The organism is Muricoccus harenae (assembly GCF_009848505.1).
Taxonomy (GTDB): Bacteria; Pseudomonadota; Alphaproteobacteria; order Acetobacterales; family Acetobacteraceae; genus Roseomonas; species Roseomonas harenae.
Map to the genome: position 1 here is coordinate 127,884 of NZ_WWDL01000002.1, position 26,136 is coordinate 154,019.

Sequence of the window (26,136 nt, forward strand, 5' to 3'; positions counted from 1 at the left end):
ACTCCATGACCGATACCAACAGGCGCGGCATAGCCCGCAACCTCGCCGCCGCCGCACTCGCCGCCGCGGCCATCTTCGCCCCTGTAGAGTCACGCGCCGCCGACCCGGCCTTTACCCGCGATGTTCGCTTCCTCAACCCCTTCGCCCCGGGCGGTACCTCTGACCTGATCGGCCGCATCCTGGCCGAGCAGCTCGGTAAGCAGATCGGTCAGCAGGTGGTGGTGGAGAACCGCACCGGCGGCGGCGGCGTGGTTGCGGCGCAGGAGCTGGCGCGAAGCGCGCCTGACGGGCACACCATCCTGCTCGCCTCCATGGGCATCCTGACGGTGACGCCGCAGATGCAGCCACTACCCTATGACGTGGACAAGGACCTTGTTCCGGTCGTCAACATCGCTTCCGTCTACAACATCCTCGTCACTGGACCCCGCTCGCCGATCCGCAGCTGGAAGGACTTGGCGCAGCTGTCCAAGGATCGTTCCCGCACCACGACCTGCGCGACGGTTGGCGCAGGCTCTAGCCAGCAGCTCTCCTGCATCCTGTTCGCGGCGCTCACCGGCGGGCAGATCACCCAAGTCCCCTACCGTGGCGGCGCCCCGGCCATCCTCGACATTTCGACCGGCCGCGTGGACGTCATGTTCGGCAACATGCCGGAATTCATGGGCCAGATTCGCGATGGCGGGTTGCGGGCCGTGGCCTATGGCGCGGCCGAGGCCTCACCGCTTGTGCCGAACCTGCCCGTCATCTCGAAGGACGGGCTACCGGGATTCGTCATCCCGAGCTGGTTCGGCGTGGTGGTGCCCGGTCGCACGCCGGAGCCGATGGTGGAGCGATGGAATGCTGAGCTGAACCGCGCCATGCAGACGCCTGAGGTGCAGCGCCGCTTTACGGAGAACGGTCTGCAACGCCTGGGTGGTACGCGGGAGGACTTCCTCCGCCAGATCGGGGCCGATCGCCAACGTTGGGGGGCGGTTATCCGGGAACACAACATCCGGCCCGAATAACCGGTTACGCAGGGGCCGGCTCACCCTGCTGCGGCCGGCCCCCTGCAGCCCGCACCTTTCGCCCCGCACTTTTCAAGCCGTCTGTCCAAGTGCGAGGCGCTTGGCCTTGATCAGGGCAACAAGAATGCGGTCCCGCCAAGCCTTGCGGGCCTCCAGCGCCGCAGCCGGAAGTTGCTCGCGCCGTTGAGCCTCAACCTTCGCCACCAAGGCGTCGCCCCAGGCACGTGGATTCGCCTGCTCCCTGGCCAGATCGTAATACATGGGCCCGAGTTTTGCGCAGTAGTCCGCCAGGCCATCCTTGGCATTGAGGTCGATCGTCTCGAACGGGCCTATGAAGCACCAGCGCAGCCCGAGCCCGTCCGCCATGGCCGCATCCACGGCTGCCGAATCGCATATCCCGTCTTCCACCAGCCGGAAGGCCTCGGCCAGCACGGCGCTCTGCAGGCGGTTCGCGATGAAACCCCGGACCTCGCGGCTCAGGCGGATCGGCGATTGGCCCACCTGGCGCATCAGCGCTTCCGTGCGGTCCACCACCTCCGGACAGGTCCAGGGGGCCGGGACGAGTTCCACCAGCGGGATCAGATGTGGCGGGTTGATCGGATGGGAGACGAGGCAGCGCTCGCGCCCCTCGATATCGGCGGTGAAGGAGGAGGCCGGCAGCCCCGAGGTGGAACTGGCCAGGATCGCCCCTGGCTTCGCCAGCGGGGCAAGCTCCCGGTAAAGAGCCTGCTTGATCGGAAGCCGTTCGGGCGCGCTTTCCTGAACATAATCGGCATCCGCCACCGCCTCGGCCAGGCTTCCGGCGCTGCGCATCCTCCGCAGCACCTGCTCCGGCGTCTGGCCGTTGAGCAAACCCTGGCCGGCCAGCATGGGGGCCGCGGCGCGCGCGAGATCCAGCGCGGCGGTAACCGAAGCGGGCGACGGGTCGTAAAGCACCACATCAAGGCCCGCCCGAGCAAAGACGAGGGCCCAGGAGCCCCCGACCAGGCCACAGCCGACAACGGCGATTCTGTTCATGCGACGGTTCCGTTCCTCCGATTCCGTCCCTGCTCGGAAACCGCCTCAGGCTAGCGTTATCCTCCAGCACCTTCCATCGGCACTGCCGGGCCCGCACTCGCCCAGGGCGGTTCGAGCGGCTGGCGCCAACTGCCGTTTTGGTGTTCCCCTGCGATGACGGCGTGTCGTAGCGGCGGTATCCTCCGTTGACGATAGTGCCGTTCACATCGAGGGCGTTCGCATGAGCAGCAATCGGTACCGTGTCTGCGTGGTCGGTCTCGGTTCCATGGGCATGGGGGCGGCAAGATCCTGCATTGCCGCGGGGCTCGTCACCTATGGCCTGGACCTGAACCCGGTCGCCTGCCGCACCCTGGAGGAGGCGGGGGCGGAGGCCAGCGGGGCGGATGCGGGGGCATTTGCCGGCGAACTGGATGCGGTTCTGCTGCTTGTTGTGAACGCCGCGCAGTGCCGCGATGTGCTGTTCGGGCCGGCCGGGCTGGCGGCGAAGTTGCGGCCTGGCACCGGGGTCATGGTCTCCGCCACAATTTCCGCCTCGGATTCCCGCACCATCGCCGCAGAACTGGAACCAATGGGCCTGCTGATGCTGGATGCACCGGTGTCCGGCGGCGCCGCCAAGGCTGCAGCCGGCGAGATGACCGTCATGGCCGCCGGCCCGCCTGCTGCTTTCGAACGGCTGCGGCCGGTGCTCGATGCCGTGGCAGGCAAGGTCTATGAGATCGGCGGCGAAATCGGTCTCGGCGCCACGGTGAAGATCATCCACCAACTTCTCGCTGGCGTGCACATTGCCGCGGGGGCCGAGGCCATGGCGCTCGCGGCACGCGCCGGCATTCCGCTGGACACCATGTACCAGGTCGTCACGAACGCCGCCGGCAACAGCTGGATGTTCGAGAACCGCATGAAGCACGTGGTCGAAGGCGACTATACGCCGCATTCCGCCGTGGACATCTTCGTGAAGGACCTGCGGCTGGTGACGGAGACGGCACTTTCGCTGAACTTCCCGCTGCCATTGGCGAGTACCGCTTATGCCATGTTCGCCAATGCCAGCAACGCCGGCTTCGGGCGCGAGGACGACGCGGCGGTCATCAAGACCTTTGCCGGCATCGAATTGCCCGGCGTGACGGAGAAATGAGCATGCGCCTGGGCGTCATCGCCGACGATTTCACCGGCGCAACCGACATCGCGGGCTTTCTGGTTGCAAACGGACTGCGCACGGTGCAGCTCAATGGCGTCCCCCGGGCCGAACTGCAGCTGCAGGTGGATGCGGTGGTGATCAGCCTCAAGACCCGTTCCTGCCCGGTGGAGGAGGCGGTCTCGCAAAGCCTGGCCTCGCTCGAATGGCTGCGGGCACGCGGTTGCCCGCAGTACTACTTCAAGTATTGCTCCACTTTCGACAGCACGCCGCGCGGCAACATCGGGCCGGTAACGGATGCGCTTCTGGGGGCGCTGGACGAGGATTTCACCGTTGTGTGCCCAGCCCTGCCGGTGAACGGGCGCACCATCTACAACGGCTATCTCTTCGTGAATGGCGTGCCGCTGGAAGAGTCCGGCATGCGCCACCATCCGGTCACGCCCATGACCGACAGCAACCTCATACGATTGATGGAGGCGCAGTCTCGGGGCAAAGCCGGAAACGTGCCCAGCAACGTCATGGACCAAGGAGCGGAAGCGGTCGGCACGGCGCTCACGGCCTTGCGGAACGAGGGTGTCCGCTATGCCGTGCTCGATGCCCTGAATGATGCTCATCTGTTGGCGATGGGCCAGGCGGTGGCGCGGATGAGGCTGGTCACCGGCGGATCGGGGCTGGCGGACGGCATGGCGCGGGCCTGGGGCAGGGCCGCCGATACCGAGGCGGCCGCCGCCGAAGGCCGGCCGGCCAGGGGCCGCGCGGTGATCCTGTCTGGCTCTTGCTCACAGATGACCAACGCGCAGGTGGCCACCTATCGCGCCGCCGCGCCCGCGGTCGCAGTGGAAGTGGAGCGCTGCCTCTCCGATGCTGGCTATGCCGAGGAGTTGGCCACCTGGACGGCGGCACAGCCTGCCGATGGCCCGGCCCCGCTCGTCTACGCCACGACGGAGCCGGGGCAGTTGAAGGAGCTACAGACCCGCTTTGGCGCTGCCGAGGCGAGCGCGGCGGTGGAACGCCTCTTCGGCACGCTCGCCCTGAGACTGGAGGCGGCGGGCTTCAACCAGTTCATCGTGGCCGGCGGCGAGACCTCCGGTGTCATTACCCAATCCCTCGGGATCGGTGGATTCCATATTGGGCCGCAGATCGCGCCGGGGGTGCCCTGGGTGCGTGCGGTCGACAAGCCGCTGTCACTGGCGCTGAAATCCGGCAATTTCGGGCAGGAGCGCTTCTTCTTCGAGGCGCAGGTCCTGGCCTCCTGAATATGCCTGCCACTGTCGGCAATCTGCCCATGGCGACCTTCGGGCAGCGCTCGCGGTCGTATCGGTCCTTTCAATGCCACGCTGCTCAGGCCGCCATTCGAGATTGCGGCGAGCAGCGAGAGCCAGGGAGCAAACGTGCATGAAGATCATTGTCACTGGCGGGGGCGGCTTCCTTGGCAGCCGTGTCATCCGCGCGTTGTTGGCGCAAAGCGGTGTTCCAGCCTTCGACGGTATCGTCTCCGTGGACCTAGCCCCATGCCCCGTGGAGGATCCGCGCGTCACGTCACTGACCGGGGATATCGCGGATCCTGCTTTCGCGCGGCGTGTCGTGGGACCCGATACGGCTGGCGTTATTCATCTGGCGGCGGTGCTGAGCGGCCAGTCGGAGCAGGATTTCGATCTGGGAATGCGGGTCAATGTCGACGGCACCCGTGCATTGTTGGAGGCAGCACGCGCCACGGGCCATGCGCCGCGCTTCGTCTTCGCCAGTTCCGTCGCCGTCTTCGGCGGCGAGATGCCGGAGGTGGTGCCGGACAGTATGGCAGTGCTTCCCTCTTCCTCCTATGGCGCGGAGAAGGCGATCGGGGAGCTGCTGGTCAACGACTATTCCCGCAAGGGCTTCATCGACGGCCGCGCCTGCCGTCTGCCGACGATCGTGGTGCGACCTGGGAAACCCAATTCTGCAGCCTCATCCTTCGCAAGTGGTATCATCCGCGAACCGCTGGCGGGCGTCCCCGCAAACTGCCCGGTGCCGCCGGAGACGCGGATGTGGCTCGCCTCGCCAGACGTGGTGGTGACGAATCTGGTCCATGCCATCGCGGTGGATGGCGCGCGCATCGGTTCCTGGCGCACGCTGAACCTGCCCGGCATCTGCGTCACCGTGGCCGACATGCTCGCCAGCCTGGAGCGGGTGGGTGGAGCCGCGGCGCGCAAGCTGGTCAGCCTGGAACCGGAGCAGCGGATCATCGACATCGTCTGCTCCTGGCCTGGCGACTTCGATGTCACCCGTACCCTGGCCCTCGGCTTCACCCGCGATGGCGATTTTGATGCGGTGGTGCGGCAGTACAAGGATGAGTTCGTCCGGTGACTGGGAGTGAAGCGATGAATGAATCCGAGCTGCGCGGCCTTCTCGTCGAACTTGGCGCCAGCCTGTTCGCACGGGGATTCTCCGTCGGCAGCGCCGGCAACATCAGCGTCCGCCTGCCGGATGGATATCTGATGACGCCGACGAATTCGTCCTTGGGCCGTTTGCAAGCCGAGCGGATCAGCAAGCTCGACCTGGGCTGGAATCATGTGGGCGGCGACAAGCCCTCGAAAGAGGTCTTCATGCATCGCGCCGTACTGGATGCGCGGCCGGAAGCAGGGGCGGTGGTGCATCTGCATTCCACCCATGCCACCGCCATCGCCTGCTTGGCGGGCACGGAGGACGCCGGGCCGATCCCACCGCTGACGCCCTACTTCGTCATGCGTGTGGGGCGAAGGTTGCCTGTTATCCGCTACTACCGTCCCGGTGACGCGGCAATGGAGCAGGAGATACACGCCGCCGCCAAGCAGGCCCGGGCCATGCTGCTGGCAAACCATGGGCCCGTCGTATCCGGCAAGTCGCTAACGGATGCCGTCTATGCGGCGGAGGAGTTGGAGGAAGCTGCAAAGCTGGCCTTGCTGCTGCGCGGCCAGAGCGCGCGCGAGCTCACGCAGGAGCAGGTGGAAGATCTGCTTCGCACCTTCAGCTGACAATGGCTGCTGCGGTTTGAACGTCGGTGCGGCGCTAACCAGTGAATTCGGCCGCCGCGGTGGAGCCGTTCGGCGTAGAGGTCGCGCGGCGCCCCTCACCACGAAGCCCCTGCCGTCGCGCCAGCTACGGCATTCAGGGGGGGGGGCATGGCCGGCAGCGCTGCGGTCGGCGCGGCTGGCGTGACGGATGGCTCTAGCGGCCCCCGATCAATGCAGGCCGCCATCGTCGAGGCAGAGGCGGTCAATCTCAGGCGTGGTCGGCAGCGCCGCGCAGGAAGGAAGCAGCCGACACCGTCGCAAGCAGGCGCGCCACGATGCGGTGCTTCATCGTGCCATCCTCATGCCAGTGCATCGCGTCGGCCGGTGGAGCGCGGTGAAGCGTGTCTCCTTACACGCCGGGCCCTGCTCACAGGGCAGGCTTGGCGAGGGTGGCGCGGCCCCCATGCGCGGCCGACCAGGTCACGGGATCGGCCAGGAACTGCTCCAACGTCGCGCGCGCCGCCGGCTGTAGGCCGTCTTCCACGGCCAGCACATCGCGCCAGCTCGCCAAGGCGATCAGGGTCAGGCCCAGCTTTTCCATCCGCTCCGCACCGCCGGGGAAGGTGCCGTGGTGGAACAGGCAGAGGGCGTGGTCCACATGTGCCCCGGCCGAGCGCAGCCCGCGTGCGAAGGCGACCTTGCTGCCGCCATCCGTCATCAGGTCGTCCACCAGCAGCACGCGCTGGCCCTCCACCGAGCCGCCCTCCACCTGAGCGTTGCGGCCGATGCCCAGCGGGCGCTTGCGGACATAGCGCAGCGGCAGGTCCAGCGCCTCGGCCAACCAGGCGGCCCAGGGGATGCCGGCGGTCTCCGCCCCTGCGATCGCATCGGGCAAGGCGGCGCCGAAGTCGCGCCGGATGGCCTCGGCGGCCAGCGCGGTGGCGGCGCGGCGCAGGCGCGGCTCACCGATCAGCAGCCGGCAATCGACATAGGCCGGGCTGGCCCAGCCGGCCGCGAGGATGAAGGGCTGGCCGTCGCTCACCTGCACGGCCCCGGCCTGGAGCAGCAGCCGGGCCATGGCTTCGCCGGGCGTGGTCATGCCGCGGCCTCGCGCAGCGTGCGTCGCAGGAGTTCGGCGCCGATGAGGAAGTCCTCCATCTCCATCGCCTCCCGCGGGTTGTGGGAGCCGTGCTGGTTGCGGATGAAGATCATCGCGCTGGGGATGCCCGCCTGCGCAAAGACCGCGGCGTCATGGCCCGCGCCGCTCGGGATCGGCTCGTCCGGCAGGCCCATCTCGCGCAACCCGGCCCGCAAACGTGCGATCCAGCCTTCATCCATCCGCGCGGGCGCGGAATCAAGACGCCGGTCGAGACGGAACTCCACTCCCCGCTCCTCCCCGATGCCGGCGCACTCGGAAAGGAAGAGGTCATAGAAGGCCTCCAGCGTCTCCGGGCTCTGGCTGCGCGCCTCCATGGAGAAGCGGAGTCGGCCCGGGATGCGGGCCAGGGCGTGCTCCGCCGGGTCGGTGCCGATGACTCCGCTGGTCACCACCAGATCGCGCCCGCGTTCCAGCAGGGTCCGCCAGTGGCGGTCCAGCCGGGTGATCAGTTCGGCGGTGGCGAAGACCGAGTCGCGCCGCAGCCAGCGCGGGATGGTGCCGGAATGCCCGGCCTCGCCGATGCATTCGATCGAGCGGTGGCGGATGTTGCCCCGGATGCCGGTGACGATGGCGACCGGCAGGTCCCGCGCCACCAGCACCGGGCCTTGTTCGATATGGATCTCCAGCCAGGCGGCGATCCTGGCCGGATCCAGCAGCTTTTCCGCACGCGCCACGCGTTCCACATCCACCCCGGCATCGCGCATGCAGTCGATCAGCGGGCGGCCGGTAGCAACATGGGGGGTGGCGAGATCCTCCGCCGAAAGACGGCCGAACAGCGCGGCGGAGCCCATATAGGCACGGCCGAACCAGGCGCTCTCCTCGCCGCGAAGGGCCATCAGCGTGATGCCGCGCTTCGGCACGAAGCCTTCAGCCCGGAAGCGGGACAAGGCCATGAGGCCGGCGATCACCCCGGCCGCTCCATCGAAATTGCCGCCTTGAGGCACCGAGTCGAGGTGGGAGCCGCAGGCGATCACGGGCAGGGACGGGTCGCGTCCCGGCAGGGTGACGACCAGGTTGGCGCCGGCGTCGCGCGCGGTGTCCAGCCCCTGGGCGCGTGCTTCCGCCTCGATGATGTCGAGGGCAAGCGATTCACTGGCGCCGTAGCTTTCCCGGGTGATGCCGACGCCATCACCGGTCGCCTCGGCCAGGCGCGAAAAAAGGCGTTCAGCCAAGGCGCGGTCAGGCGCGGGGGCGAGGGTCGCGCTCATGTGGGTGGCTCCGCCCATTCGAGTTCGGCCTCGTCCGTCTCTTCGCGCTTCAGGGCGCCAGTCAGCTCGGCGACCCGAACGATGCCGCGCGCGGCGCAGAAGCGGGAGAGGCCGTCGATCACTGCCTCCATCGCTCCCGGATGCAGGAAGGTGGCGGTGCCCACCTGCACGGCCGTGGCCCCGGCGATCATGTACTCCGCAGCGTCCTCCGCGGTGGAGATGCCGCCGCAGCCGATCACCGGAATGTGGACGGCACGGGCACATTGATAGACCTGACGCAGCACGATCGGCTTGATCGCGGGCCCGGAGAGGCCGCCCATCACATTGCCCAGGCGAGGACGGAAGCTCGCCAGGTCCACGGACATCGCCAGGATGGTGTTGGCAACCACCAATGCATCTGCCCCCGCCGCCTCGGCCGCACGCGCCACCTCCGGCACCTCGCCCGTGTTGGGGGTGAGCTTTGCCCAAAGGGGTAGTGCCGTGGCGGCCCGGATCTGGCGGATCACCGCCTCGGTCGAGCCGGGGCGCATCGCAAAGGCGCGTCCGTCCTCCTCGATGTTCGGGCAGGAAATATTCGCCTCGATCGCCGCCACCCCGGGCACCGACACCTCCGCAGCGAGGCTGGCGAAACCCTCCGCCGTGGGTGCGGAGATGCTGACGACGAGCGGCGGCGCAAAGGCTCCCATCAGCGGCAGCGTATGCTCCAGGAAATAGGGCACGCCCTTGGAGGGGATGCCGATGGCGTTGAGCATCCCGCCCACCGTCTCCGCCACCCGGGGCAGCGGGTTGCCAGCGCGCAACTCCCGCGTGATCGTCTTGGTGACGAGCGCGCCCAGCCGGTTCAGATCCGCCGCGCGGGCCAGCCCTTCCGCGAAGGTGCCGGAGGCCGGCATCACCGGATTGGCCAGGGTCAGGCTGCCGATCCGCACGCTCATCTCGGTCATGCCACCGCCTCCAGCAGATCGAAGACCGGGCCGTCCCAGCAGACGCGCTTGTGGACGATCCCGTCACCCGAATGGAAGTCCCGCACGCAGCAGAAGCACATGCCCAGGCCGCAGGCCATCTGCTGCTCCAGCGCCACTTGGCCAGGGATGCCGAACTCCCGCGCCAGGCGCTGCAGCACGCGCAGGAGCCGGGCGGAGCCGCAGGTGAAGAATGCATCGCACCGCCCTTCGGCGATCAAGCCGCGCAGCAGGCGCTCCACATGGGCGGGTCCGCTCGTGCCCTCCTGGTCCGTAACAGTGAGGACCTGCGCCCCATGTTCGCGGAAAAGCGTGTCGGAGACGACCAGATCCGGCCGGCGCGCGCTGAGGAGGGCCGTTACGCCTATGCCCCTCGTTCCTGCGGCTCCGGCGAGAGGCGCCAGGGTGGCCAGCCCCGCCCCACGTCCGATGGCGACGACATGGTGCCAAGCCGAGTCGATGGTGAAGCCATGGCCAAGCGGACCGAAGACGTCCAAGGCATCACCCGTCGCAAGGATGGCAAGGCCGCGGGTGCCGGCGCCCGTGACCTTGTAGAGAAACTCGACCGTCCCAGCTGCCGCATCGGCCCCGTAGAGGCTCATCGGGCGCCGCAGGAAGGGTGCCTCCCCGGGCGGTGAGGGACAGAGGAGCTGGAAGAACTGGCCGGGCAGGGCGTGGCAGGTCGGCGCGCCGCAGCGGAGGACGAGATGGCGGTACTCGGCATTCACCGCCCGGTGCGACAGCACCTCCGCAAGCTGGGAGGCGGCTCCGGTTTCGGTCGGCTCGGACGGGGAAGCGACTTGGGGAATGGGAGGAATCCTGCGTAAGCGCACAGTGAAGGCCAGCTTGGCCACTCGCAAAAGCAGAGATTTTCGCGCAAGCTGATGCCGATATGGCATCACCCCGGCTTCCCCGCTCCCGCGGCCTGCGCATCCACGCCCCCGGCATCCAGTATTTCGACGCGGTACGCCGCGCAGGCTCCATCCGCGAGGCCGCGCGGCGGCTGAACGTCGCCTCATCCGCCGTGAACCGTCAGGTGCTGAAGATGGAAGAGGAACTCGGCGCCAGGCTATTCGAGCGCCTGCCGGGCGGGTTGCGCCTGACTGCCGTGGGCGAGGTGCTGGCCCAGCATGTCATGACGGTGCTGCAGGATGCGGAGCGTGCGCGGTCCGAGTTGGACGGGCTGCAGGGGCTGCGCACGGGCCATGTAGAGCTGGTGACGCTGGAAGGGCTCTGCCACCGCGTGGTGCCAGAGGCGGCGGCGGCGCTGGGGGCCCGGCGGCCCGGGATTACGCTCAGCACCGGCATCCTGGGCAGCGCGGAAATCCCGGACGCCATCCTGTCCGGCAGTGCCCATCTGGGCCTCGCCTTCGAGGTTCGGCGACGGTCCGGGCTCCGGCAGCTCGCCGTCGTGCGCCTGCGGCTGGGGGCGGTGGTCCCGCCGGATTCCCCCCTGGCCGGGCGGGCCTCGATCGGCCTGGCGGATTGCGCGGGCATGCCGCTGATCCTGCCCCGCGGCAATTTCGCCAATCGCGAGCAGATCGAGGCGCTGCTGGAGCGGAGCGGCACGGGGCTGCACGTGCAGTACGAAGCCGGCTCCGTGGAGCTGCTGAAGCAGATGGTGCTGCGCGGCCTGGGCATCACCTTCATGACCCGGGCAGGGCTGGAAACGGAGCTGGAGGCGGGGCGGCTGATGCATGTGCCCCTCCAGCAGGGCCGCTCCTTCGTGCATAGCGAATTGGGGCTCTATGCCCGGGCCGAAACCACGCTCCCCGCCGCGGCCGCGGCCTTTGCCGAGCAGCTGACGGAGGTGATGGAACACCTGGCCCTGCCGGGCGACAAGCGAGGCGGGGTTGCACGCCGCCTGAGCCGGTAGGGCCCGGCCAGCTGTCATGAAGCCGCTGCCAGCCGGGAGCCTCCGTCAGATGTCGGAAAGCGTGGCCGCGGCGAACTCGGTCGGCATCCACCGGTGCTTATGCGGACCTTCCTGCTGCTGCGCGCGGGAACGCCGAATGAGATGCCGCATGAGCGCGTCCTATGTGCGCTCCGGATGACCGATCTGCAGAACGCATCCTTGCAGCGTGACGCATCGCGGCTGCGATCCGGCCTCCTCACCGATCCCGATGCGCTCTCCTTCACGGCCCACTCCCTGCGCCCGGCCCTGCCCATCATGCTGATGACACGGCCCGAGGGCACCAGCGCCATCCTGCGCAGCAAGTCTAACTTCATTCGCGATGTCCTTCCGAAGCCGCTGCAGTCCAGGCGCCTCGGCGAATCACCGGGCCGGCACCGGGCGGACCGGGTCACGCAGCAGTCAGGAATACAGAGATGCCGACCTCCCACATCCTCGTCGCTGACGACGATGCGTCGATAGGCGCTGCGGCTCACCCGTGGGAAGTTCAACCTTCTCGGGGGCGATGCTGCGCGCCCCGCAGCAGATCCTCAGCCGCGCGCAGCTTCTGGCGGCGACCCGCGGGCATGATCAGGAGGTGTATGACCGGAGCATCGACGTGCTGATCCTCCGCCTGCGCCTAAAGCTCGGGCGTGACGCGTCCCAGCCGATGCTGATCAAGACTAGGCGCGGCCTGAACTACATCCTCACGGAGCCCGCCGAGGTGATCCGGGATACGGGCCAACGGCGAGTGGCGCGCGAGCCGGTGGATGCCGTACCGGAACTGGGGGCAGGCGCCCAGGACTGACGCGGCACCGGCAGTCCAGCCGGTGTGCTCATGCGGGACTGATGACAGGATCCATGCTTCAGCGGCGGCGCCATCATTCGAAGAGGGATGGGCGGACTTCGCACGGCGTCGGCTTGGGCCGCATGGCAGCGCGGTGGGAAGCTCGGTTCAGCGCTCCGCCAGCCGCTCCAGTTCCTCCACCAGCAACCACAGCCCGCGGTCGCGGGTCTTCTCCTTCCGTAAGATGATGCCAAGCCGGCGTGAAAGGCTGGGGCGCAGCGGCCGCCACACGGCTCCCGGCACCGCCGGGCCGGCGGACAAGGCGGGAAGCACCGAGCCGCCGAGGCCGCTTCCGACCAGCCCCTTGATGGCCTCGATGCTGCCCAGTTCCATCGCCAGGCGTGGCGTCACCCCCGCACGGGCGAACCAGGCATCGATCAGGCCGCGCATGGTGCCCCCGGACTCGTAGAGGATGAGCGGCACCCGGGCGAGGGCGGAGGCGCCGATCGCCCCGGTGCCGGGTGGCGCCGCAGCCTCCGGCAGCAGGGCCACCAGCGCATCCGTCAGCAACGGCGTGATGAGCAGCGACCGGCTGCGCGGCACCGGCAGCGTCGCCAGCGCAACGTCGAGGTCGCCATCCTCCATGCGGCGCACGATCTCTGGCGTGTTGCCGGTGGTGACCGTCAGCTCCAGGGCCGGAAGTCGGCGACGTACGGCGGCGAGCACGGGCGGCAGGAGGTGGATGCAGGCCGTCGCACCCGTGCCGAGGCGGACCCGCCCGGCCTGCCCGTCCCGATGCGCCGTGGCCACCGCTTCCACATCCTCCGCCGCGGCCAGGGCGCGGCGCGCGGGCGCGATCACGGCCTGTCCCGCCGCCGTCGGCAGCGAGCGTCCCGCGGCGCGCTCGAGCAGGCGCACGCCGGTGCGGCGTTCCATCTCCCGCAGTTGCTGGCTCGCCGCGGGTTGGGTCATGCCGAGAACACGCGCGGCGGCGGAGACGCTGCCGGTCTCGACCACCGTGAGATAGGTCCGCATCTGCCGCAGTGTGAGGGAAGGGAGAGGCATAGGCATAAGTTATCCGAATGCAGCGCATTGAAAACTTATTCTTCTGCCGGCGCGGCCTATGGCCCCATTGTTGCGCCAGTTTCCGGCGCCTCTCGTGCCGGCCGGGAGAGTTGAGGGCCCTGATGCAAGTACCCCCTGAAATGCCGCGGCGCGCCGTGATCGTCACCGGCGGCAGCCGCGGCATCGGGGCGGCCACGGCCCGGCGCCTGGCGGAGGCCGGCTATGGCGTCTGCATCGGGTACCGGCATGACGCCGAGGCTGCACGGGAGGTGGTGCGGCAGATCGAAGCCGCCGGCGGCCATGCCCTCTGCGTCCCGGCGGATATGTCGGCAGAGGCCGAGTTGCCGCGCCTCTTCGATGCAGCGGAAGCGGCGCTCGGACCGCTCCATGCACTCGTCAACAACGCCGGCATCACCGGCCCGCTTGGCCGCTTCGTGGAGCTGGAGGCAGTGGCGATGCGGCGCGTGGTGGAGGTGAACCTCACCGGCACCATGCTCTGCACGCAGGAGGCCCTGCGGCGTTTCGCCGCACGGCCGGATGCGCCGGGCCGCTCGATCGTCAACATCTCCTCGGTCGCGGCCGTGACCGGCAGCCCGGGGGAATATGTGCATTACGCCGCGACCAAGGCCGCGGTGGAAAGCTTCACCCTGGGCCTCGCACGAGAAGTGGCAGAGCAGGGCATCCGCGTGAACGCCGTGGCGCCGGGCACGGTGCAGACCGGCATTCACGCCGCGGCGGGCGATCCGGACAGGCCGGCCCGCGTCGCCCCGCGCGTGCCGATGCGCCGCGTGGGCCAGCCGGAGGAGGTGGCAGAGGCGGTGCTCTGGCTGCTCTCGGACGCGGCCTCCTACACCACGGGTGCCGTACTTCGGGTGACTGGCGGGCTGTGAGCGTGGAATCGGGGACGCCGGCCCTGCCCTGGCGCGTGGCCGCCGCGCTGGCGGTGACGCAGGTGATCCATTGGGGATCGCTGTTCTACGCCTTCTCCGTGCTGATGCCGGCCATGGTCTCGGAAAGGGGCTGGCGCGTGGAGTTGGTGGTCGGCGCCTTCTCCGCTGGGCTGCTGGCCGAGGCGGGGGCGGCGGTGCTGGTCGGTCTGCTGCTTGACCGGTTGGGCGCGCGGCGCGTGATGACGGCGGGTTCTCTCGCGGCTGGGCTCGGCCTGTGGCTCGCCGGGCGGGTGGAGATGCCGTGGCAGCTCTATGCCGTATGGATCGGCCTGGGTGCGACCATGGCAGCCACGCTCTACCAGGCCGCCTTCGCTGCCATCACGGCGGCTTTCGGTGCCCAGGCGGCGCGGCGCGGCATCGCGGTGGTGGCCTTCGCCGGCGGACTGGCCAGCACGGTGTTCTGGCCGCTGACGAGCCTGCTCGTGCAGAACTTCGGCTGGCGGGAAGCCTGCAGCATCCTCGCCTTGCTGAACCTCGCCTGCATCCTGCCGCACTTCCTCATGCCAACGGCGGTGCCCGCCCCGGCATCACCATGCGCAGCAGCGCCCGCGCCGGAATCACCGGGCGCACCGGCGCCCGCCCGGCTGTCACCGGGCACCCAGCCGGTCGCCAGCGCGGTGGCGCTGCGCATGCTGCTCCGGCAGCCGCGGTTCTGGAGCCTTGTCTTCGTCTATGCCGTCATTGGCGTGGCGAGTTCCACCGTGGCCGTCCATCTGGTGCCCTTTCTGCAGGAGCGCGGGTCGGGTGCTTCGGCTGCGGCCATTGCCTCGCTGGTCGGTGTGGCGCAGGTGGCCGGGCGGGTCGTGGAGTTCACCCTTGGCAGCCGCATGTCACTGCGGACGATCGCGCTCGGCTCGCTCGCCCTGCTCAGCACCGTCTTCGCAATCCTGACCATAGGCGGCGGCGCGGTGTTGCTGGGACTGGCGATGCTGCTCTACGGCGCGGCGAATGGCGTGCTGACCATCATGCGCGGCGCACTGCCCGCCTTCCTGTTCGGCACGGCCGGCTATGGCACGATCACCGGTGTCCTCTCTGCCGCCAGTTCCCTGGCTCGGGCGGCCGGGCCGATCGGGATGGCCTGGATGTGGCAGCGGATGGGTGGCTACGGTCCCGGCATGGCGGCCATCGCCATCCTGTGCCTCACGGCCATTCTCGCCCTCGCGGCCGCAACGCGAAGCACGCATCATGCGGAGGAGCCCCGGTGATGCGGGCACGGATGGCAGCCCGCATTCGGCGTGCACCGGAGAAGGAGCTTCCCATCATGATCGATCGTCCGAAGGGAGAAATGGCCGAGCCTGTTGCCGTCATCGCCGAGGACGTGCCGCCGCGCACCAAGCCCTCGAACTATCCCGCCGTCTTTGCCGAGAGAATGGCGGGGCGGGTGAAGCGCCCGCTCGGCGATGTCTTCGGCCTCCACAACTTCGGCGTGAACCTGACGACGCTGGAGCCTGGCGCTGTCTCCGCCCTTCAGCATTCGCACAGCCGGCAGGATGAGTTCGTCTATGTACTGGAAGGCGAGGTGGTGCTCGTCACGGGAGGGAAGGAGACCATCCTTCACCCGGGAGCCTGCGCCGGTTTCAGGGCAGGGGGCACCGCTCATCATCTGGAGAACCGCTCAGGCGCGCCCGTTCGGTACCTGGAAATCGGCGACCGTAGCGAGGGCGATGAGGTCTCTTATCCGGCGGATGATCTCCAGGCTGTCCGCGAAGACGGCGCCTGGCGCTTCCGGCACAAGGACGGCTCGCCCTATTGAGCCGGATTTGGGGACGCGCAGGATGAACTGGGAAATGCTCATAAGCAATCCGGGCGGATCTCTCCGATGACGGGAGAGCGGGCCGTGGAGATCATCTGCCAGGATGGCGTCCGTCTCGGTGGCCATTTCTGGCCGGCCGCGTCCGGACCCGTCTACGGCGCGGTCGTCGTGAATGCGGCCACCGGCGTCCTCGCCCGCTACTACCACCGCTACGCGCGCTTCCTCGCGCAGCATGGCTTCAATGTGCTCACCTACGACTATCGCGGCATCGGCGCATCGCGCCCATCAAGTCTGCGCGGCTGCAAATTCCGTTGGCGCGATTGGGGCGAGCTGGATTTCGACGCCGCCCTCCGCTTCCTGCAGGGCGAGGCAAGAGGCGGCCCGCTTCTCGCCGTCGGCCACAGTATCGGCGGCTTCCTTCCGGGCCTCGCAGAGAGCGGGTCCTCGCTTTCGCGCATGCTCACCGTTGGGGCGCAATATGCCTATTGGCGGGATTACGCCGCGGACCGGCGCCGGGAGTTGTTCCTGAAGTGGCATGTCGCCATGCCGGCCCTGACTGCCCTCTGCGGCTACTTCCCCGGCCGCCGCCTCGGCTGGCTGGAGGACCTGCCCGCGGGCGTCGCCAATGAATGGAGCTTCAGGCGCGCACGGATGGAACTCAGCCATCCGGCCGAGCGGCGGGACGAGGTTCTCTCCCGTTTCGCGGCCGTCACTGCCCCGATCCTGGCCGTCTCGGTGTCGGACGATGAATTCGGCACGCCGGAGGCGGTCCGTCGGGGCCTCGGCTATTACCGCGCGGCGCGGAAGGAGCAAGTCCTCCTGGCGCCCGACGATCTGGGCCTTCCGGCCATCGGCCATTTCAGCCTGTTCCACGCCAGGCACGAGCACGGCTTCTGGAAGGATACGCTGCTCTGGCTCCGGCAGGGCGTGAATCCCTGGGCAGGGAGGAGCCTCGCTTCGCCATGACCCCGTTGCGTGGGTTCAAGGCCCTGCGATCAGCCGCGGCCAAGTCATATAGGGGAGCGGCCCCTTGGGGACTGGCTTGCGGGGCCCACCTTCGGACCCACCGCGGCAACTGCAGACCACACCCGGTGAATGCCGGATCTGACGATTCTTGTTCTTCCGAACTCCCGCTCCCGGAGGTCGAGGGGAGCGGGAGCCACGATCGGAAGCGGCGCGGTACCCACCCGGCGCCGGGATTAACCTAAGATAACTCTGCTGGCCAGCACAACCCTCACGTGTATGTGTCCGGATAAGTCCTTGGTATCTCGAATGTGTGGCCGGGAAGGTTTGATCCTTCCGCTGCGGCGCCGGCGGAATCGGTGCGTTCCTCTCGGCCGCGAAGGGGAGGCCAACTGCCAATGTCTGGCCATTCGCGAGTTGTGCGGCTGGCGTGGGGCGCCTCTCCCTAAACCCGTCTCCGACAATCCCGTTCCTGCACCACCCGGCCCCGCGGAGACGCCATGCCAGACACAGGATCGCAACAGGCGGAAAGCGCCGATCGCCGGACCGAACTCGCGGCCGACCGGACCGTCCTTGCGGCAGAGCGCACCTATGCGGCCTGGGTCCGCACGGGCCTTGCGGCCCTCGCCGCCGGAGTGGGCGCGAAGAAGGTTTTGGGCGGCGTGATGCAGGAATGGGCCGTGCTCGCCACCGGATCGGTCCTTGTGCTCTTCGGCGCCTTCTGCTTCGTCGCGGCGGTCTGGCGCGAGTTGCGGGCTGGCGCGCCGCCACCGCAGCCCGATATCAGGCGCCTTCCGCGCGCCGCGCTCATCGGCGTCAACGGGTTCCTGGTGCTCGTTTGCCTCGGGGCTTTGCTGGGGGTCTGGTTCGGCGAGACCGGCGGCGAATAAAGGATCGGCCCCCGTGCCTCGTGTAGCAGGCGGGGGCGCAAGCTGGAGGGTCCGCATGGACTTCATTTCCCCTGACGGGCTTCCGCGGATGTTGCGGGCATGAGCCGGCGGCCACAGAAGGGGCCGAAAGGCCGGAACCGCCGCCGCGTTGACGCCGAGGCCCAGGCCGAGGTCGCGCAACTGCGGCAGGAATTGGCGGAGGCGCGCAGGATGTTGCGCCAGGTCGAGGAAGCCGGCTCCGACGCCTTCCTGTCCCGGCGCCTTGCGGCGCTGGAGGAAGGCCAGCAGGTGGCTCGCGGCCAGGCGCTCGAGGCGATGGCCGCGCGCACCCGGGCCGAGGGGGAATTGCGCGCGCTTCAGGACGCCATCGGCAAGGCGCCGGGCCTCGGCGGGTGGCTGCTTCGAAGGGCGCAGAGGCGCCTGCTGCCGCGCTGAAGCCGGACGCGGCGGATCACCGCAGGGCAGGGGCGATCCGTCGCTCCGGGGCGGAGATCGGCCCCGGCTAGAACCGGCCGCCGATATTGAAGGTGATCCGCCTCTCGCCATCCAGCCCGGGGCAGGTGGCGCCAATATGCAGCGGCGCCATGGCTAACCGGGTGAGCTGAAGCGTCAGTTCGCAGCTCGAGGAGGATGCGGTCTCGTCGATGCCGCGGGAGAGGAGGCGGGTGGTGACGAGGTGAAGGTCGAAGCGGGTCTGCGCGTCGCCGAGCGGGCGAAGGCTGCCGGAAAGCCCCGCCTCGCCCCGGAACGCCAGGCCCGTGACACCGGCGGGGTTCGGGGCGGACAGCCCGATGGGATCGCCGAATCCCGTCTTGGCATTGAACCGCAACCCTGCCGGGAGGGGCACAGCCAACTCCTGCAGGATCGCCGCCCCGAGCTTCGGCTGTGCCTCGGCATCGGCATGCCAGCCAGCCTCCGCGCGGATGAGCGGGACCATGGTCAGTGTGACGCCGCCGCGACGGAACACTTGCTGCCGGGAGCCGGCAGTCCCCCAGGCACTGGCGGAGACGATGTTCCCTGAGGCATCGCGCGCGGGCTCGGGGCTTTCTCCCGCCAGCCAGAAGACCTTGTCGGGCGGATTCCAGCTGAGGCTCAGCGGTCGCCGTGGAAGGATCGGCTCCGGGGCTGGGATGCCAGAATACCAGGATTCAACGGTCATTTCCGGAGCAGCAATGGCGGGCAACCCGGAGAGGCAGCAGGCCAGCACGGCCGCCCCAAGGAGCAAGAGGGTACGACGCAGGTTCATGTCAGAATTGGGGCAAACATGGCGAAATCATGTCTTTTGTTAAAACGCCACGCCTGCAAGCTCAAGCAAACTATCAAGGACGTTCAAACCTGCGCAGCGGAATGTTGCGCCGCAGCATCACCTGGACCGGGCCCCGGTAAGCGGATATCTCGGCCGCCCTAATCGGCGCTCTGTTCCCGATCCTGGCGTACCGCGATCGCAGGCACGGCCACCCCCAGCGCTTCGCGCCGTGCCATGGCCACTGCGACACCCGCCACCGCCCATCCTCCGCCGGGATCCCGCGCGAGAAGCGGAGCACCGCTGGCCCCCCGCGTGCCGCCGCAGCTATGGACCAGCAAAATCCGGTCATCACGCCGCATCATCCCCAGCGCACGGCACTCGATATCGGCCATCAGCAGTTCCGGGCGATCCTGCTGGTAGCCTCCCAGCATGAGCGGGGTCTGTGGCGGGATCTCGCGCAGGAGGGGAAGCCTGCCCTCTGCCCGGCCAAGCGAGGTGTCCAGGGTGAGAAGTGCCCAGTCGGCCCCGTGTGGCAGGCGTGTGCGAGCGTCGAAGCCGGGGCCGATCTGCATGGCGACGGCCCGCGCCTGCGCCTTCCAGCTCCCTTGCCGGTAACCGAGGAGGAAGTGGACCGATGATGGCTGCACGAACCTGTTCGAGCGGGGCGCAACCAGGCAATGGGCAGCCGTCAGCACGGTCCGGGGCCCGATCAGCGTGCCGGTGCAGCGAAGACCGAGCTCCGTCTGCACGCGCCCCAGCGCCGCCCAGGGCATGGCGCTGCCATCGACCGGGCCCCTGGGATCCTGCGGCCCAAGGCCGGGAAGTTCGGACAAGGGAATGGTCGGCTCCCGCGCCGCCGCCATGCCCCCGGAAAATCCCAGAAGGGCTAGGGCGATCGCAGCCAGCAAGCCGGATGAGGGCAGTCCAGTCTCGCGCCGCCTCGAATTGCTCATTCGCCGACTCCCTGGAACCAGCCGATGCGCCTGGTCAGGTCCAGAACGCGGCCCCGTCACCTGGGCCCTCACGGGTGCTGGGGCAGGGGAGGCGAGGTTCGAGCACGCTCGGCCCGGACGCAAGGAACGGACCCCCGGATGCAGCCGGTCAGGCCTCCGGGTCCTCCCCGGCGATTTCGCGGACGGCGGCATCCAGCGCTGCCGCCATCAAGGCGCGATAGGCGGTTTCGCCGACGGGTGTCGGACCGAGCGGGGAACTCTCAAGGAGTTCCCCCAACTCGCGGCGGATCTGCAGGAGTGCCTCGGTGCGCGTGGCGGCCGGGTCTGGAAGGCTCGTCCTTCGTGCCTGCAAGGCCTGCCGTAGCGCCACTTTCATGGCGGGAACCAGAATTCGGAGAAGGTCCGACAATGCTCCATCCCGGGATTGGGCGACGTGCCCGGGGGCCGTCCGCGTCATGAATTGAGATCGCGATAATCTCCGGCCCCTTCACAGGACTTCATGGCGAAAACGTGCGTTTCATCAGACGATACTGCCTTGATTGCGCCTCGGGCCCCCTGGCGGGCGGACGGCCTCCAAGAAGGGCCGGCTTGGGCGATGCTTTCCGCTTCGAACGGCCTGCACCGCAGGATCGGCCTCAGCCCGGCGACAGACCTGCGGTGGGGATAACCAGCAGTTCCCCGTCAGGCATCCGGACCCGTTCCAGCCGCGCGCCGAAGGCCTCGTCCAGGGTCCGATCCACCAACACCTCGCCCGGTGTTCCATCCAGTTCGATCCGCCCTTCCACGAGAAGGATCAGCCGGTCGCACCAGCGAGCCGCCAGGTTCAGTTCATGCAGCGCGACCACGATCGCAGCCCCCGCCACCGCGCGCCCCCTGAGTTGCGCCATCAGGGCTGCCGCCTGGCCAATATCGAGCGCGGCTTCCGGTTCGTCCGCCAGCACCACCGGCGGGTCGGGCGCCAGGACCATGGCTGCCAGGACCCGGGCGCGCTCACCGCCCGAAAGGTCTGACCAGCGCCGTTCCATCAGCATCCCCAGCCCGAAATGTGCCGCCAGCAAGGGAAGGGGGACCGGTCGGAGGGCGCGCTCCAGCCCCAGGCGCAGCATTTCCGAGACACGCCAGTCCCAATGCGGCGCGAAGTGCTGGGGAAGGTAGCCCAGCCGGGCTGCGCGTTCCCGCGCCGTCCAATCCTCCATCCGCTGGCCGACCAGCGTCACCCCGCCGGCATCTGGCGGCGCCAGCCCCGCGAGCAGCCGCAGCAGCGTCGATTTTCCCGCGCCGTTCGGGCCGATGAGACCCACCATCTCGCCCGCCCGGAGCGAAAGGGAGATACCATCCAACAGCACGGCCCCACGCCGGACCAGGCGCAGCCCATTTGCTTCCAGCACGCTCATGCGCGGCGCAACTCGCGCCAGAGGACGAAAAGGAAGAAGGGCCCGCCGATCAGCGCGGTGACCAGGCCGAGCGGGATCTCCGCCGGCGGCAGCACGGCGCGCGCTACCCCATCCGCCAGCATGGCCAGCCCGGCCCCAGCCGCCGCGGCACGTGGCAGCAGCCCCGCATGGCCGGGGCCGTGCCGCCAGCGCGCCAGATGCGGCGCCATCAACCCGACAAAGCCAACCAGACCGCCCCAGACTACCGAGACCGCCACCACCAGCGCGCCCGCCAGCACCGCCAGCGCCACGAAGCGCGGCACGCGCAACCCGAAGCTGGCGGCGACCGTCTCCCCCAGCCCCAGAAGGTCCAGCCCATGGGCCAGGGCGCGGCAGAGCAGCAGGGCGCCGAGGGTGAGCGCCCCCAGCACGCCCAGCTCCGGCCAGGACGGCGTCTGCACGCCACCCAATGTCCAGGACAAGACGGCCTGCAGGCTCACCGTCTCGTCCGAAAGGGCCATCATCAGGAAGGAGCGCGCCGCCCCCAGCACGGCCGCGACTGCGACCCCCGCCAGCAGAAGCGCCATGATGGAGCCCGGCCCCGCAAGCCCGCCCAGCCCCAGCACGGCCCATGAGGCCGCCCAGGCCCCGCCGAAGGCCAGGAGCGGCAGCGCCCAGCCCGATGGAACTGGCATGGGAACGAGCAGCGCCACCGTGGCACCCACCGCCGCACCGCCGGCGGCGCCGAGCAGATAGGGTTCGGCCAGCGGGTTGCGGAACACGCCCTGGAACACGGCACCGCCCAGTCCCAGCAGCGCGCCGACGCAACCCGCCCCCAGCACCCGCGGCAGCCGCCAGGCGATGATGAGCCGCGACAGCGGCGCCGCCGGGTCCTGGATCAACGCCAGCATATCGCCAGGCGACAGGATTTCGGCGCCCAGCCACAGGCCGGCGAGCAGACCGAGGATGGGAAGGAGAAGCGTCATCCGAAGGCCTCCGGATGCAGCAGCCGCGCCACCTGCTCCGCCCCTTCCACCACCCGCGGGCCCGGAATCAGCAGCCCAGGGCGAGAGACGGGATGCACGCGCCCCTGCCGCACGGCGCGCAGCCCGGCGAAGCCGGGGCGGCCAGGCACCTCCGCCGCCTGATCGGGTCGGCCGGCCAGCAAGTAGACGGCCGGGTCCGCACGGAGGATCGCCTCCCCTGAAACCTGGGCCGGGGCAGCGTCAGGCAGGTCCGGAAAGGCCGGGGCACCGCCGGCGCGCAGCAGGATGTCCTGCGTGTAGCTGCGCGGGCGGGCCGTGCCGAAGGCGCCGCGGCCGTTGCTCGAAGTTTCCAGGAACAGGCTGACCGGCGGCCGCCCGGCCAGCCGGGCAGAGAGGGCGCCGAGCCGCTCGCACAACCGGTCCGCCAAGGCCTCGGCGGGTTCCTCGGTGCCGGTGGCGCGGCCGAGCAGGGCGATATTGTCGAACACCCCCGGCAGGTCGCGATGGATCACGACAAGGGTGGGAATGCCGATGCGCGCCAGCGGCTCCGTCAGCAGATGCGCGGCGCCGCGCGCCGGCGTCATCACCGCGAGATCGCAGCCAAGCCGCGCGATCGCCTCCGCCGAGAAGCCCAGCCTACCGCCGACCAGCGGCTTGCCGGCGACCTCGGGCGGGAAGCGCGTATAGGCCTCGATGGCGGCGATGCGGTCCACCAAACCGAGCCCCGCCAGCATTTCGACATTCGATGCGAAGATCGCCGCGATCCGCTGCGGCGGCGCGGCAATCTCCACCCGGCGGCCCAGTCCATCCACGAGCACGCGAGGCCAGGGCGGCGCCGCATGGGCGAGCGCTGGCATGGTCAGGAGCGCGCGGCGGCTGAAGCCTTCGGCCGCGCGCAGGATCGGCGAGGCGTTCAAAAGCTTGCCCGCAAACCGGCGATGAATTCCCGCCCCGGCGCGCTGTTGCCGCGCCCGCCATTCGAAAAGCGCGGATCGGACAGGTAGGGCCTGTCCTCCGTCGCGATGAACAGCGCGTGGTAGTTTCGGTCCAGCAGGTTGTTGATGGCGCCGAAGACACGCAGCCTCGGTGCGCTTTCCGGCAGGATCTGCACGCTGCCGCGCAGGTTCACGAGGCCGTAGGTACCCTTGCGGTGGATATGCTCGCGATTGGGCTCGGCTGCGGGGATGAGCAGGTTCTCCTCGCTGTTGTAGAAGACCTCGCCGCGCAGGATGCCCTGCACCGTCACGTCCCAGCGGTCGCCCTGGCCGAAGGTGGTGCCAATGCCGGCCTGCCAGCGATACATGCGCTCCACCACATGCCGGTTGGCGCTGGCGGCCGCGCCGCGATCCTGCATGTCGAAGTTCCATGCGGCATTGGCGGTGCCGCGCCAGCGCCATTCGGTCCAGCCGAGCCAGCGCGCGAAGTCCAGCTCCGCCTGGGCTTCCAGCCCGCGCACCAGGATGTCCCCCGGATTGTTGGCATAGTCGCTGGTGTTCGCGACGCCGGAGCGGAGCTGCGTCGTGATGCGGTCATGGATCGTGTTGTGGAACAGGGCGAGGTCGAGGCGCAGCCCGGGCCGGTACAAGGCAGCACCAATCTCGTATTGCTCGTTCGTCTCCGGCTTCAGATCGGGGTTGCCGAAGGTGCGCCCGCCGCCCAGCGCGGTGAAGTCCGCCGCCAGTTCGGTCGCGGTCGGCGCGCGGAAGCCGGTGGCGGCATTCGCACGCAGCACGAGGCTCGGCAGCAGGCGGAAGGTTGCCCCGGCGCTCCAGGTCGTCGCTTCATAATCCACGTCACGCGAGCGCTGGAGCGCGAGGTTCGGCGTGGAATCGAAGGAGGTGGTGCCGTAGGTCCGGCGCACCCCGCCGCGCAAGGTCAGGCGGTCCCCGATGAAGCGCTGCGACAGCTCCGCATAAAGCCCGGCATTGCGGTCGGTCTGGTTGTTGTCGATCGGCGGCACCTGGGCCGTCGGGGCGCCGGGCGCCGCGATGCGGTAGCGGTCGGAGCGCAGCGCCGAGTATTCGAGGTCGAGCCCCACCAGCAGCTCGCCGCCACTCCAGGGGCGGAGGACCGGCTGCAGCCGTGTGCCGATGATGTCGAGCGTCCGCTCATTGCTGTCGAGCAGGGTGCCCGGTGCCGGAAGCCCCGTGCCGCCGCGCGTGATCGGGGAGTTCCAGTGGAAGTCGTCCTGGTCCCGCACCGCATAGGCCTGGAGGTTCCAGGACAGGAGCTTATTCGGCAGCGCGCCGTTCAGCGTCAGGTCGGCGGAGTGGTTGCGGCGGTCATCGTGGTTGAAAAGGTTCCAACCGCTGCCGCGGAAGCCGGCATCATAGATGCCGTCGCTGCGTGCAGAGAGGCCGAGATAACCAAGCGCGCCGATCTCCCCGCCGAAGGCCGTCGCGAAGCCGCGGTGCTGATAGGCCGTGTTTCCAAGCCGTGCGCCGCCGCCGACGCGGTAGTCATCCTGCATGCTGCCGGAGAGACCCGCGTAATAATCCAGCCCCCGCGCCGTGCCGCCGTAGCGGGCGCGACCTTCCGCCAGGCCCCACGAGCCGGCGGCGCCTTCGACGAAGCCGCCTGGGGAGCTTCGCGCGTCACGCATGATCAGGTTGATCACTCCGCCGATCGCCTGGCTGCCATAGACGACGCTGGCCGGGCCACGAACGACCTCGATGCGCTCGACTTCCGAGGGCGACAGCTTGGAGAGATTGGCGGTGCCGGCGCGGCGACCGTTCACCAGCACCAGCACCTGGGAGCGGAAGTCGCGCCCCTGCCCATCCGTCGCGCCCCCGCGGATGTTGATGCTGGTCTGCCCAGGCGACCATTCGGAGAAGAAGCTGACGCCTTGCTCTGCCAGCAGGTCGGTCAGGTTCCGCGCGGTGGAGCGCCGGATCGTCTCCTCGTCCACGACCTGCACCGTGCCGGCGATTTGGCTGCGCGGTTCGGGGCGGCTGGTGGCGGTGACCACTACCTCGTCCACCGCGACAGGCGCGGTTTGCTGGGCACCCGCCGTGGCGGGTGAAAGCAGCGCGAGTGCCAGCGCTCCCAACTTCCAGACAAGCAGGGCGGAGCGCTTCGGCGCCGCGAGTCCCACGCCGCCCTCGGGAAGCGCCCGCGCCGTCTGCGCGACATGGTCGCGAATGGCGGCGCGGCGGGAATCGCCGGAGGGCAGGCGCAGGCGGTCCGCACAATAAGCCTCGGCGGCCGCGTGATCGGCAAAGTTCGCGCGGAAAGTCCATCCGAAGCTGGTGATGCTGGTTGGCGCGTCGTCTCCAAGGGCGGCCAGCACCCGTTCGACGGCGGGAGTTTCGTCCTCGCCGTGCAGCGCGGCAGGCAGGGCGCCGGACAGGCACCAGCGCTTCGGACCATGCTGGGCTGGAACCACCCAGATGACAGCCCGGCTGGCACGGGAGCGCATAGCGGCGAGCAGCGCCCGCGGGGCTTCCAGTGTGGCACCGATATTGGCAGCGAAGGCGAGTTCATGCAGGCCGAAGCGAAACAGGTCCTGCCAACCTTGCGCACAGGGGAGCAGGCCCGGCCTGCCGGTGCGGGCGAGGCGGCTGAGCCGCGCCCGAAGGTAGCGGTTCGGCTCCAAGGCCGTCCATCGCGCCTCCGGCGGCAACCAGTCCAGCAGCGGATGGCCGGCGCCGGCACCGATATCGAGCAGGCTTGCGGGCGGCGCCAACACGGCGGCGAGGGCGGTTCCGGCGGCGCTGCGGTAATCGGACTGGTCCAGGGCGAGGGCGTAGAACCGTGCCTCCCTGTCCGACCAGACGGGCGCGAAGTTCTGCGTCGGTTCGTTCATACCATCCGTTATGTTATAACATAGCGGAT

Annotated in this window: 27 protein-coding genes; 14 read left to right on the top strand and 13 right to left on the bottom strand. The window is 69.2% G+C overall.

Annotation, left to right across the window (positions count from 1 at the left end):
• The first annotated feature begins 5 nt into the window (after positions 1–5).
• On the top strand, positions 6–1,001 hold the full coding sequence (locus GSE44_RS02810) for a Bug family tripartite tricarboxylate transporter substrate binding protein (protein ID WP_159347110.1): 996 nt from the start codon (positions 6–8) through the stop codon (positions 999–1,001).
• A 72-nt stretch (positions 1,002–1,073) separates the two neighbouring features.
• On the opposite strand, the gene GSE44_RS02815 is transcribed toward GSE44_RS02810, so the two are convergent.
• Positions 1,074–2,018, bottom strand: a complete 945-nt coding sequence (locus tag GSE44_RS02815) for a 3-hydroxyacyl-CoA dehydrogenase (RefSeq protein WP_159347112.1) — start codon at positions 2,016–2,018, stop codon at positions 1,074–1,076.
• A gap of 220 nt (positions 2,019–2,238) precedes the next feature.
• Here GSE44_RS02815 and ltnD point away from each other — a divergent pair, with 220 nt between their 5' ends.
• The 4 genes from ltnD to otnC all read left to right on the top strand — a co-directional run bounded on the left by ltnD (position 2,239) and on the right by otnC (position 6,137).
• Entirely contained in the window at positions 2,239–3,147 is a 909-nt protein-coding gene (gene ltnD, locus GSE44_RS02820; protein ID WP_159347114.1) for an L-threonate dehydrogenase, read from the top strand.
• A 2-nt stretch (positions 3,148–3,149) separates the two neighbouring features.
• Positions 3,150–4,403 carry a 3-oxo-tetronate kinase gene (otnK, locus tag GSE44_RS02825; RefSeq protein WP_159347116.1) on the top strand — a complete coding sequence of 418 codons (1,254 nt, stop codon included), beginning with the start codon at positions 3,150–3,152 and terminating at the stop codon, positions 4,401–4,403.
• 139 nt (positions 4,404–4,542) lie between these two features.
• The gene (gene denD, locus GSE44_RS02830) at positions 4,543–5,490 is read left to right on the top strand and encodes a D-erythronate dehydrogenase (protein WP_159347118.1); all 948 of its coding nucleotides are present in this window, start codon (positions 4,543–4,545) and stop codon (positions 5,488–5,490) included.
• 14 nt (positions 5,491–5,504) lie between these two features.
• The gene (otnC, locus tag GSE44_RS02835; RefSeq protein ID WP_159347120.1) at positions 5,505–6,137 is read left to right on the top strand and encodes a 3-oxo-tetronate 4-phosphate decarboxylase; all 633 of its coding nucleotides are present in this window, start codon (positions 5,505–5,507) and stop codon (positions 6,135–6,137) included.
• 406 nt (positions 6,138–6,543) lie between these two features.
• Here the strand turns inward: otnC and GSE44_RS02840 are convergent, their stop codons facing one another.
• The 4 genes from GSE44_RS02840 to GSE44_RS02855 are packed head-to-tail and all read right to left on the bottom strand — an operon-like array spanning position 6,544 to position 10,191.
• Positions 6,544–7,215 (bottom strand): orotate phosphoribosyltransferase, encoded by a 672-nt coding sequence (locus tag GSE44_RS02840; protein ID WP_159347122.1) that lies wholly within the window; start codon positions 7,213–7,215, stop codon positions 6,544–6,546.
• Positions 7,212–8,483: a Zn-dependent hydrolase gene (locus GSE44_RS02845; RefSeq protein ID WP_159347124.1), complete on the bottom strand. Its 1,272-nt coding sequence runs from the start codon at positions 8,481–8,483 to the stop codon at positions 7,212–7,214. Before GSE44_RS02845 ends, GSE44_RS02840 begins: the two co-directional genes overlap by 4 nt.
• On the bottom strand, positions 8,480–9,427 hold the full coding sequence (locus tag GSE44_RS02850; protein ID WP_159347126.1) for a dihydroorotate dehydrogenase: 948 nt from the start codon (positions 9,425–9,427) through the stop codon (positions 8,480–8,482). The genes GSE44_RS02845 and GSE44_RS02850 overlap by 4 nt, the downstream gene beginning before the upstream one ends.
• Entirely contained in the window at positions 9,424–10,191 is a 768-nt protein-coding gene (locus GSE44_RS02855; protein ID WP_235924520.1) for a dihydroorotate dehydrogenase electron transfer subunit, read from the bottom strand. The genes GSE44_RS02850 and GSE44_RS02855 overlap by 4 nt, the downstream gene beginning before the upstream one ends.
• Before the next feature lie 146 nt (positions 10,192–10,337).
• Between GSE44_RS02855 and GSE44_RS02860 the strand changes: the two genes are divergently transcribed.
• The 3 genes from GSE44_RS02860 (at position 10,338) to GSE44_RS02870 (ending at position 12,144) form a co-directional block, all read left to right on the top strand.
• The gene (locus tag GSE44_RS02860) at positions 10,338–11,321 is read left to right on the top strand and encodes a LysR family transcriptional regulator (RefSeq protein ID WP_159347130.1); all 984 of its coding nucleotides are present in this window, start codon (positions 10,338–10,340) and stop codon (positions 11,319–11,321) included.
• A 174-nt stretch (positions 11,322–11,495) separates the two neighbouring features.
• On the top strand, positions 11,496–11,819 hold the full coding sequence (locus tag GSE44_RS02865; RefSeq protein ID WP_159347132.1) for a hypothetical protein: 324 nt from the start codon (positions 11,496–11,498) through the stop codon (positions 11,817–11,819).
• A gap of 16 nt (positions 11,820–11,835) precedes the next feature.
• Positions 11,836–12,144, top strand: coding sequence for a winged helix-turn-helix domain-containing protein (locus tag GSE44_RS02870; RefSeq protein WP_328799051.1), 309 nt, complete (start codon positions 11,836–11,838; stop codon positions 12,142–12,144).
• Between the two features lie 147 nt (positions 12,145–12,291).
• Here GSE44_RS02870 and GSE44_RS02875 read toward each other — a convergent pair whose 3' ends face one another.
• A complete protein-coding gene (locus tag GSE44_RS02875; RefSeq protein WP_235924521.1) occupies positions 12,292–13,194 on the bottom strand; it encodes a LysR family transcriptional regulator in 903 nt (300 codons plus the stop codon).
• Between the two features lie 116 nt (positions 13,195–13,310).
• Between GSE44_RS02875 and GSE44_RS02880 the strand changes: the two genes are divergently transcribed.
• The 6 genes from GSE44_RS02880 (at position 13,311) to GSE44_RS02905 (ending at position 18,179) form a co-directional block, all read left to right on the top strand.
• Positions 13,311–14,078: a glucose 1-dehydrogenase gene (locus tag GSE44_RS02880; protein WP_235924522.1), complete on the top strand. Its 768-nt coding sequence runs from the start codon at positions 13,311–13,313 to the stop codon at positions 14,076–14,078.
• Positions 14,075–15,343: an MFS transporter gene (locus GSE44_RS02885; RefSeq protein WP_159347134.1), complete on the top strand. Its 1,269-nt coding sequence runs from the start codon at positions 14,075–14,077 to the stop codon at positions 15,341–15,343. Before GSE44_RS02880 ends, GSE44_RS02885 begins: the two co-directional genes overlap by 4 nt.
• 56 nt (positions 15,344–15,399) lie before the next feature.
• A complete protein-coding gene (locus GSE44_RS02890) occupies positions 15,400–15,891 on the top strand; it encodes a cupin domain-containing protein (RefSeq protein WP_235924523.1) in 492 nt (163 codons plus the stop codon).
• A 66-nt stretch (positions 15,892–15,957) separates the two neighbouring features.
• Positions 15,958–16,857: an alpha/beta hydrolase family protein gene (locus tag GSE44_RS02895; RefSeq protein WP_159347136.1), complete on the top strand. Its 900-nt coding sequence runs from the start codon at positions 15,958–15,960 to the stop codon at positions 16,855–16,857.
• A gap of 497 nt (positions 16,858–17,354) precedes the next feature.
• Positions 17,355–17,744, top strand: coding sequence for a DUF202 domain-containing protein (locus tag GSE44_RS02900; protein ID WP_159347138.1), 390 nt, complete (start codon positions 17,355–17,357; stop codon positions 17,742–17,744).
• 99 nt (positions 17,745–17,843) lie between these two features.
• Entirely contained in the window at positions 17,844–18,179 is a 336-nt protein-coding gene (locus GSE44_RS02905) for a hypothetical protein (RefSeq protein WP_159347140.1), read from the top strand.
• A 67-nt stretch (positions 18,180–18,246) separates the two neighbouring features.
• On the opposite strand, the gene GSE44_RS02910 is transcribed toward GSE44_RS02905, so the two are convergent.
• From GSE44_RS02910 to GSE44_RS02940, 7 genes are all read right to left on the bottom strand, one after another.
• Positions 18,247–18,990, bottom strand: a complete 744-nt coding sequence (locus GSE44_RS02910; protein WP_159347142.1) for a hypothetical protein — start codon at positions 18,988–18,990, stop codon at positions 18,247–18,249.
• 158 nt (positions 18,991–19,148) lie between these two features.
• Positions 19,149–19,943, bottom strand: a complete 795-nt coding sequence (locus tag GSE44_RS02915) for a trypsin-like serine peptidase (protein ID WP_159347144.1) — start codon at positions 19,941–19,943, stop codon at positions 19,149–19,151.
• 148 nt (positions 19,944–20,091) lie between these two features.
• Positions 20,092–20,352 carry a hypothetical protein gene (locus GSE44_RS02920; RefSeq protein WP_159347146.1) on the bottom strand — a complete coding sequence of 87 codons (261 nt, stop codon included), beginning with the start codon at positions 20,350–20,352 and terminating at the stop codon, positions 20,092–20,094.
• Positions 20,353–20,578: 226 nt separating this feature from the next.
• The gene (locus tag GSE44_RS02925; RefSeq protein WP_159347148.1) at positions 20,579–21,337 is read right to left on the bottom strand and encodes an ABC transporter ATP-binding protein; all 759 of its coding nucleotides are present in this window, start codon (positions 21,335–21,337) and stop codon (positions 20,579–20,581) included.
• Positions 21,334–22,302, bottom strand: coding sequence for a FecCD family ABC transporter permease (locus GSE44_RS02930; RefSeq protein ID WP_159347150.1), 969 nt, complete (start codon positions 22,300–22,302; stop codon positions 21,334–21,336). The genes GSE44_RS02925 and GSE44_RS02930 overlap by 4 nt, the downstream gene beginning before the upstream one ends.
• Positions 22,299–23,219, bottom strand: a complete 921-nt coding sequence (locus GSE44_RS02935) for an ABC transporter substrate-binding protein (protein ID WP_201305907.1) — start codon at positions 23,217–23,219, stop codon at positions 22,299–22,301. The genes GSE44_RS02930 and GSE44_RS02935 overlap by 4 nt, the downstream gene beginning before the upstream one ends.
• The gene (locus tag GSE44_RS02940; RefSeq protein ID WP_201305908.1) at positions 23,216–26,107 is read right to left on the bottom strand and encodes a TonB-dependent receptor domain-containing protein; all 2,892 of its coding nucleotides are present in this window, start codon (positions 26,105–26,107) and stop codon (positions 23,216–23,218) included. The genes GSE44_RS02935 and GSE44_RS02940 overlap by 4 nt, the downstream gene beginning before the upstream one ends.
• Between the last annotated feature and the right edge of the window lie 29 nt (positions 26,108–26,136).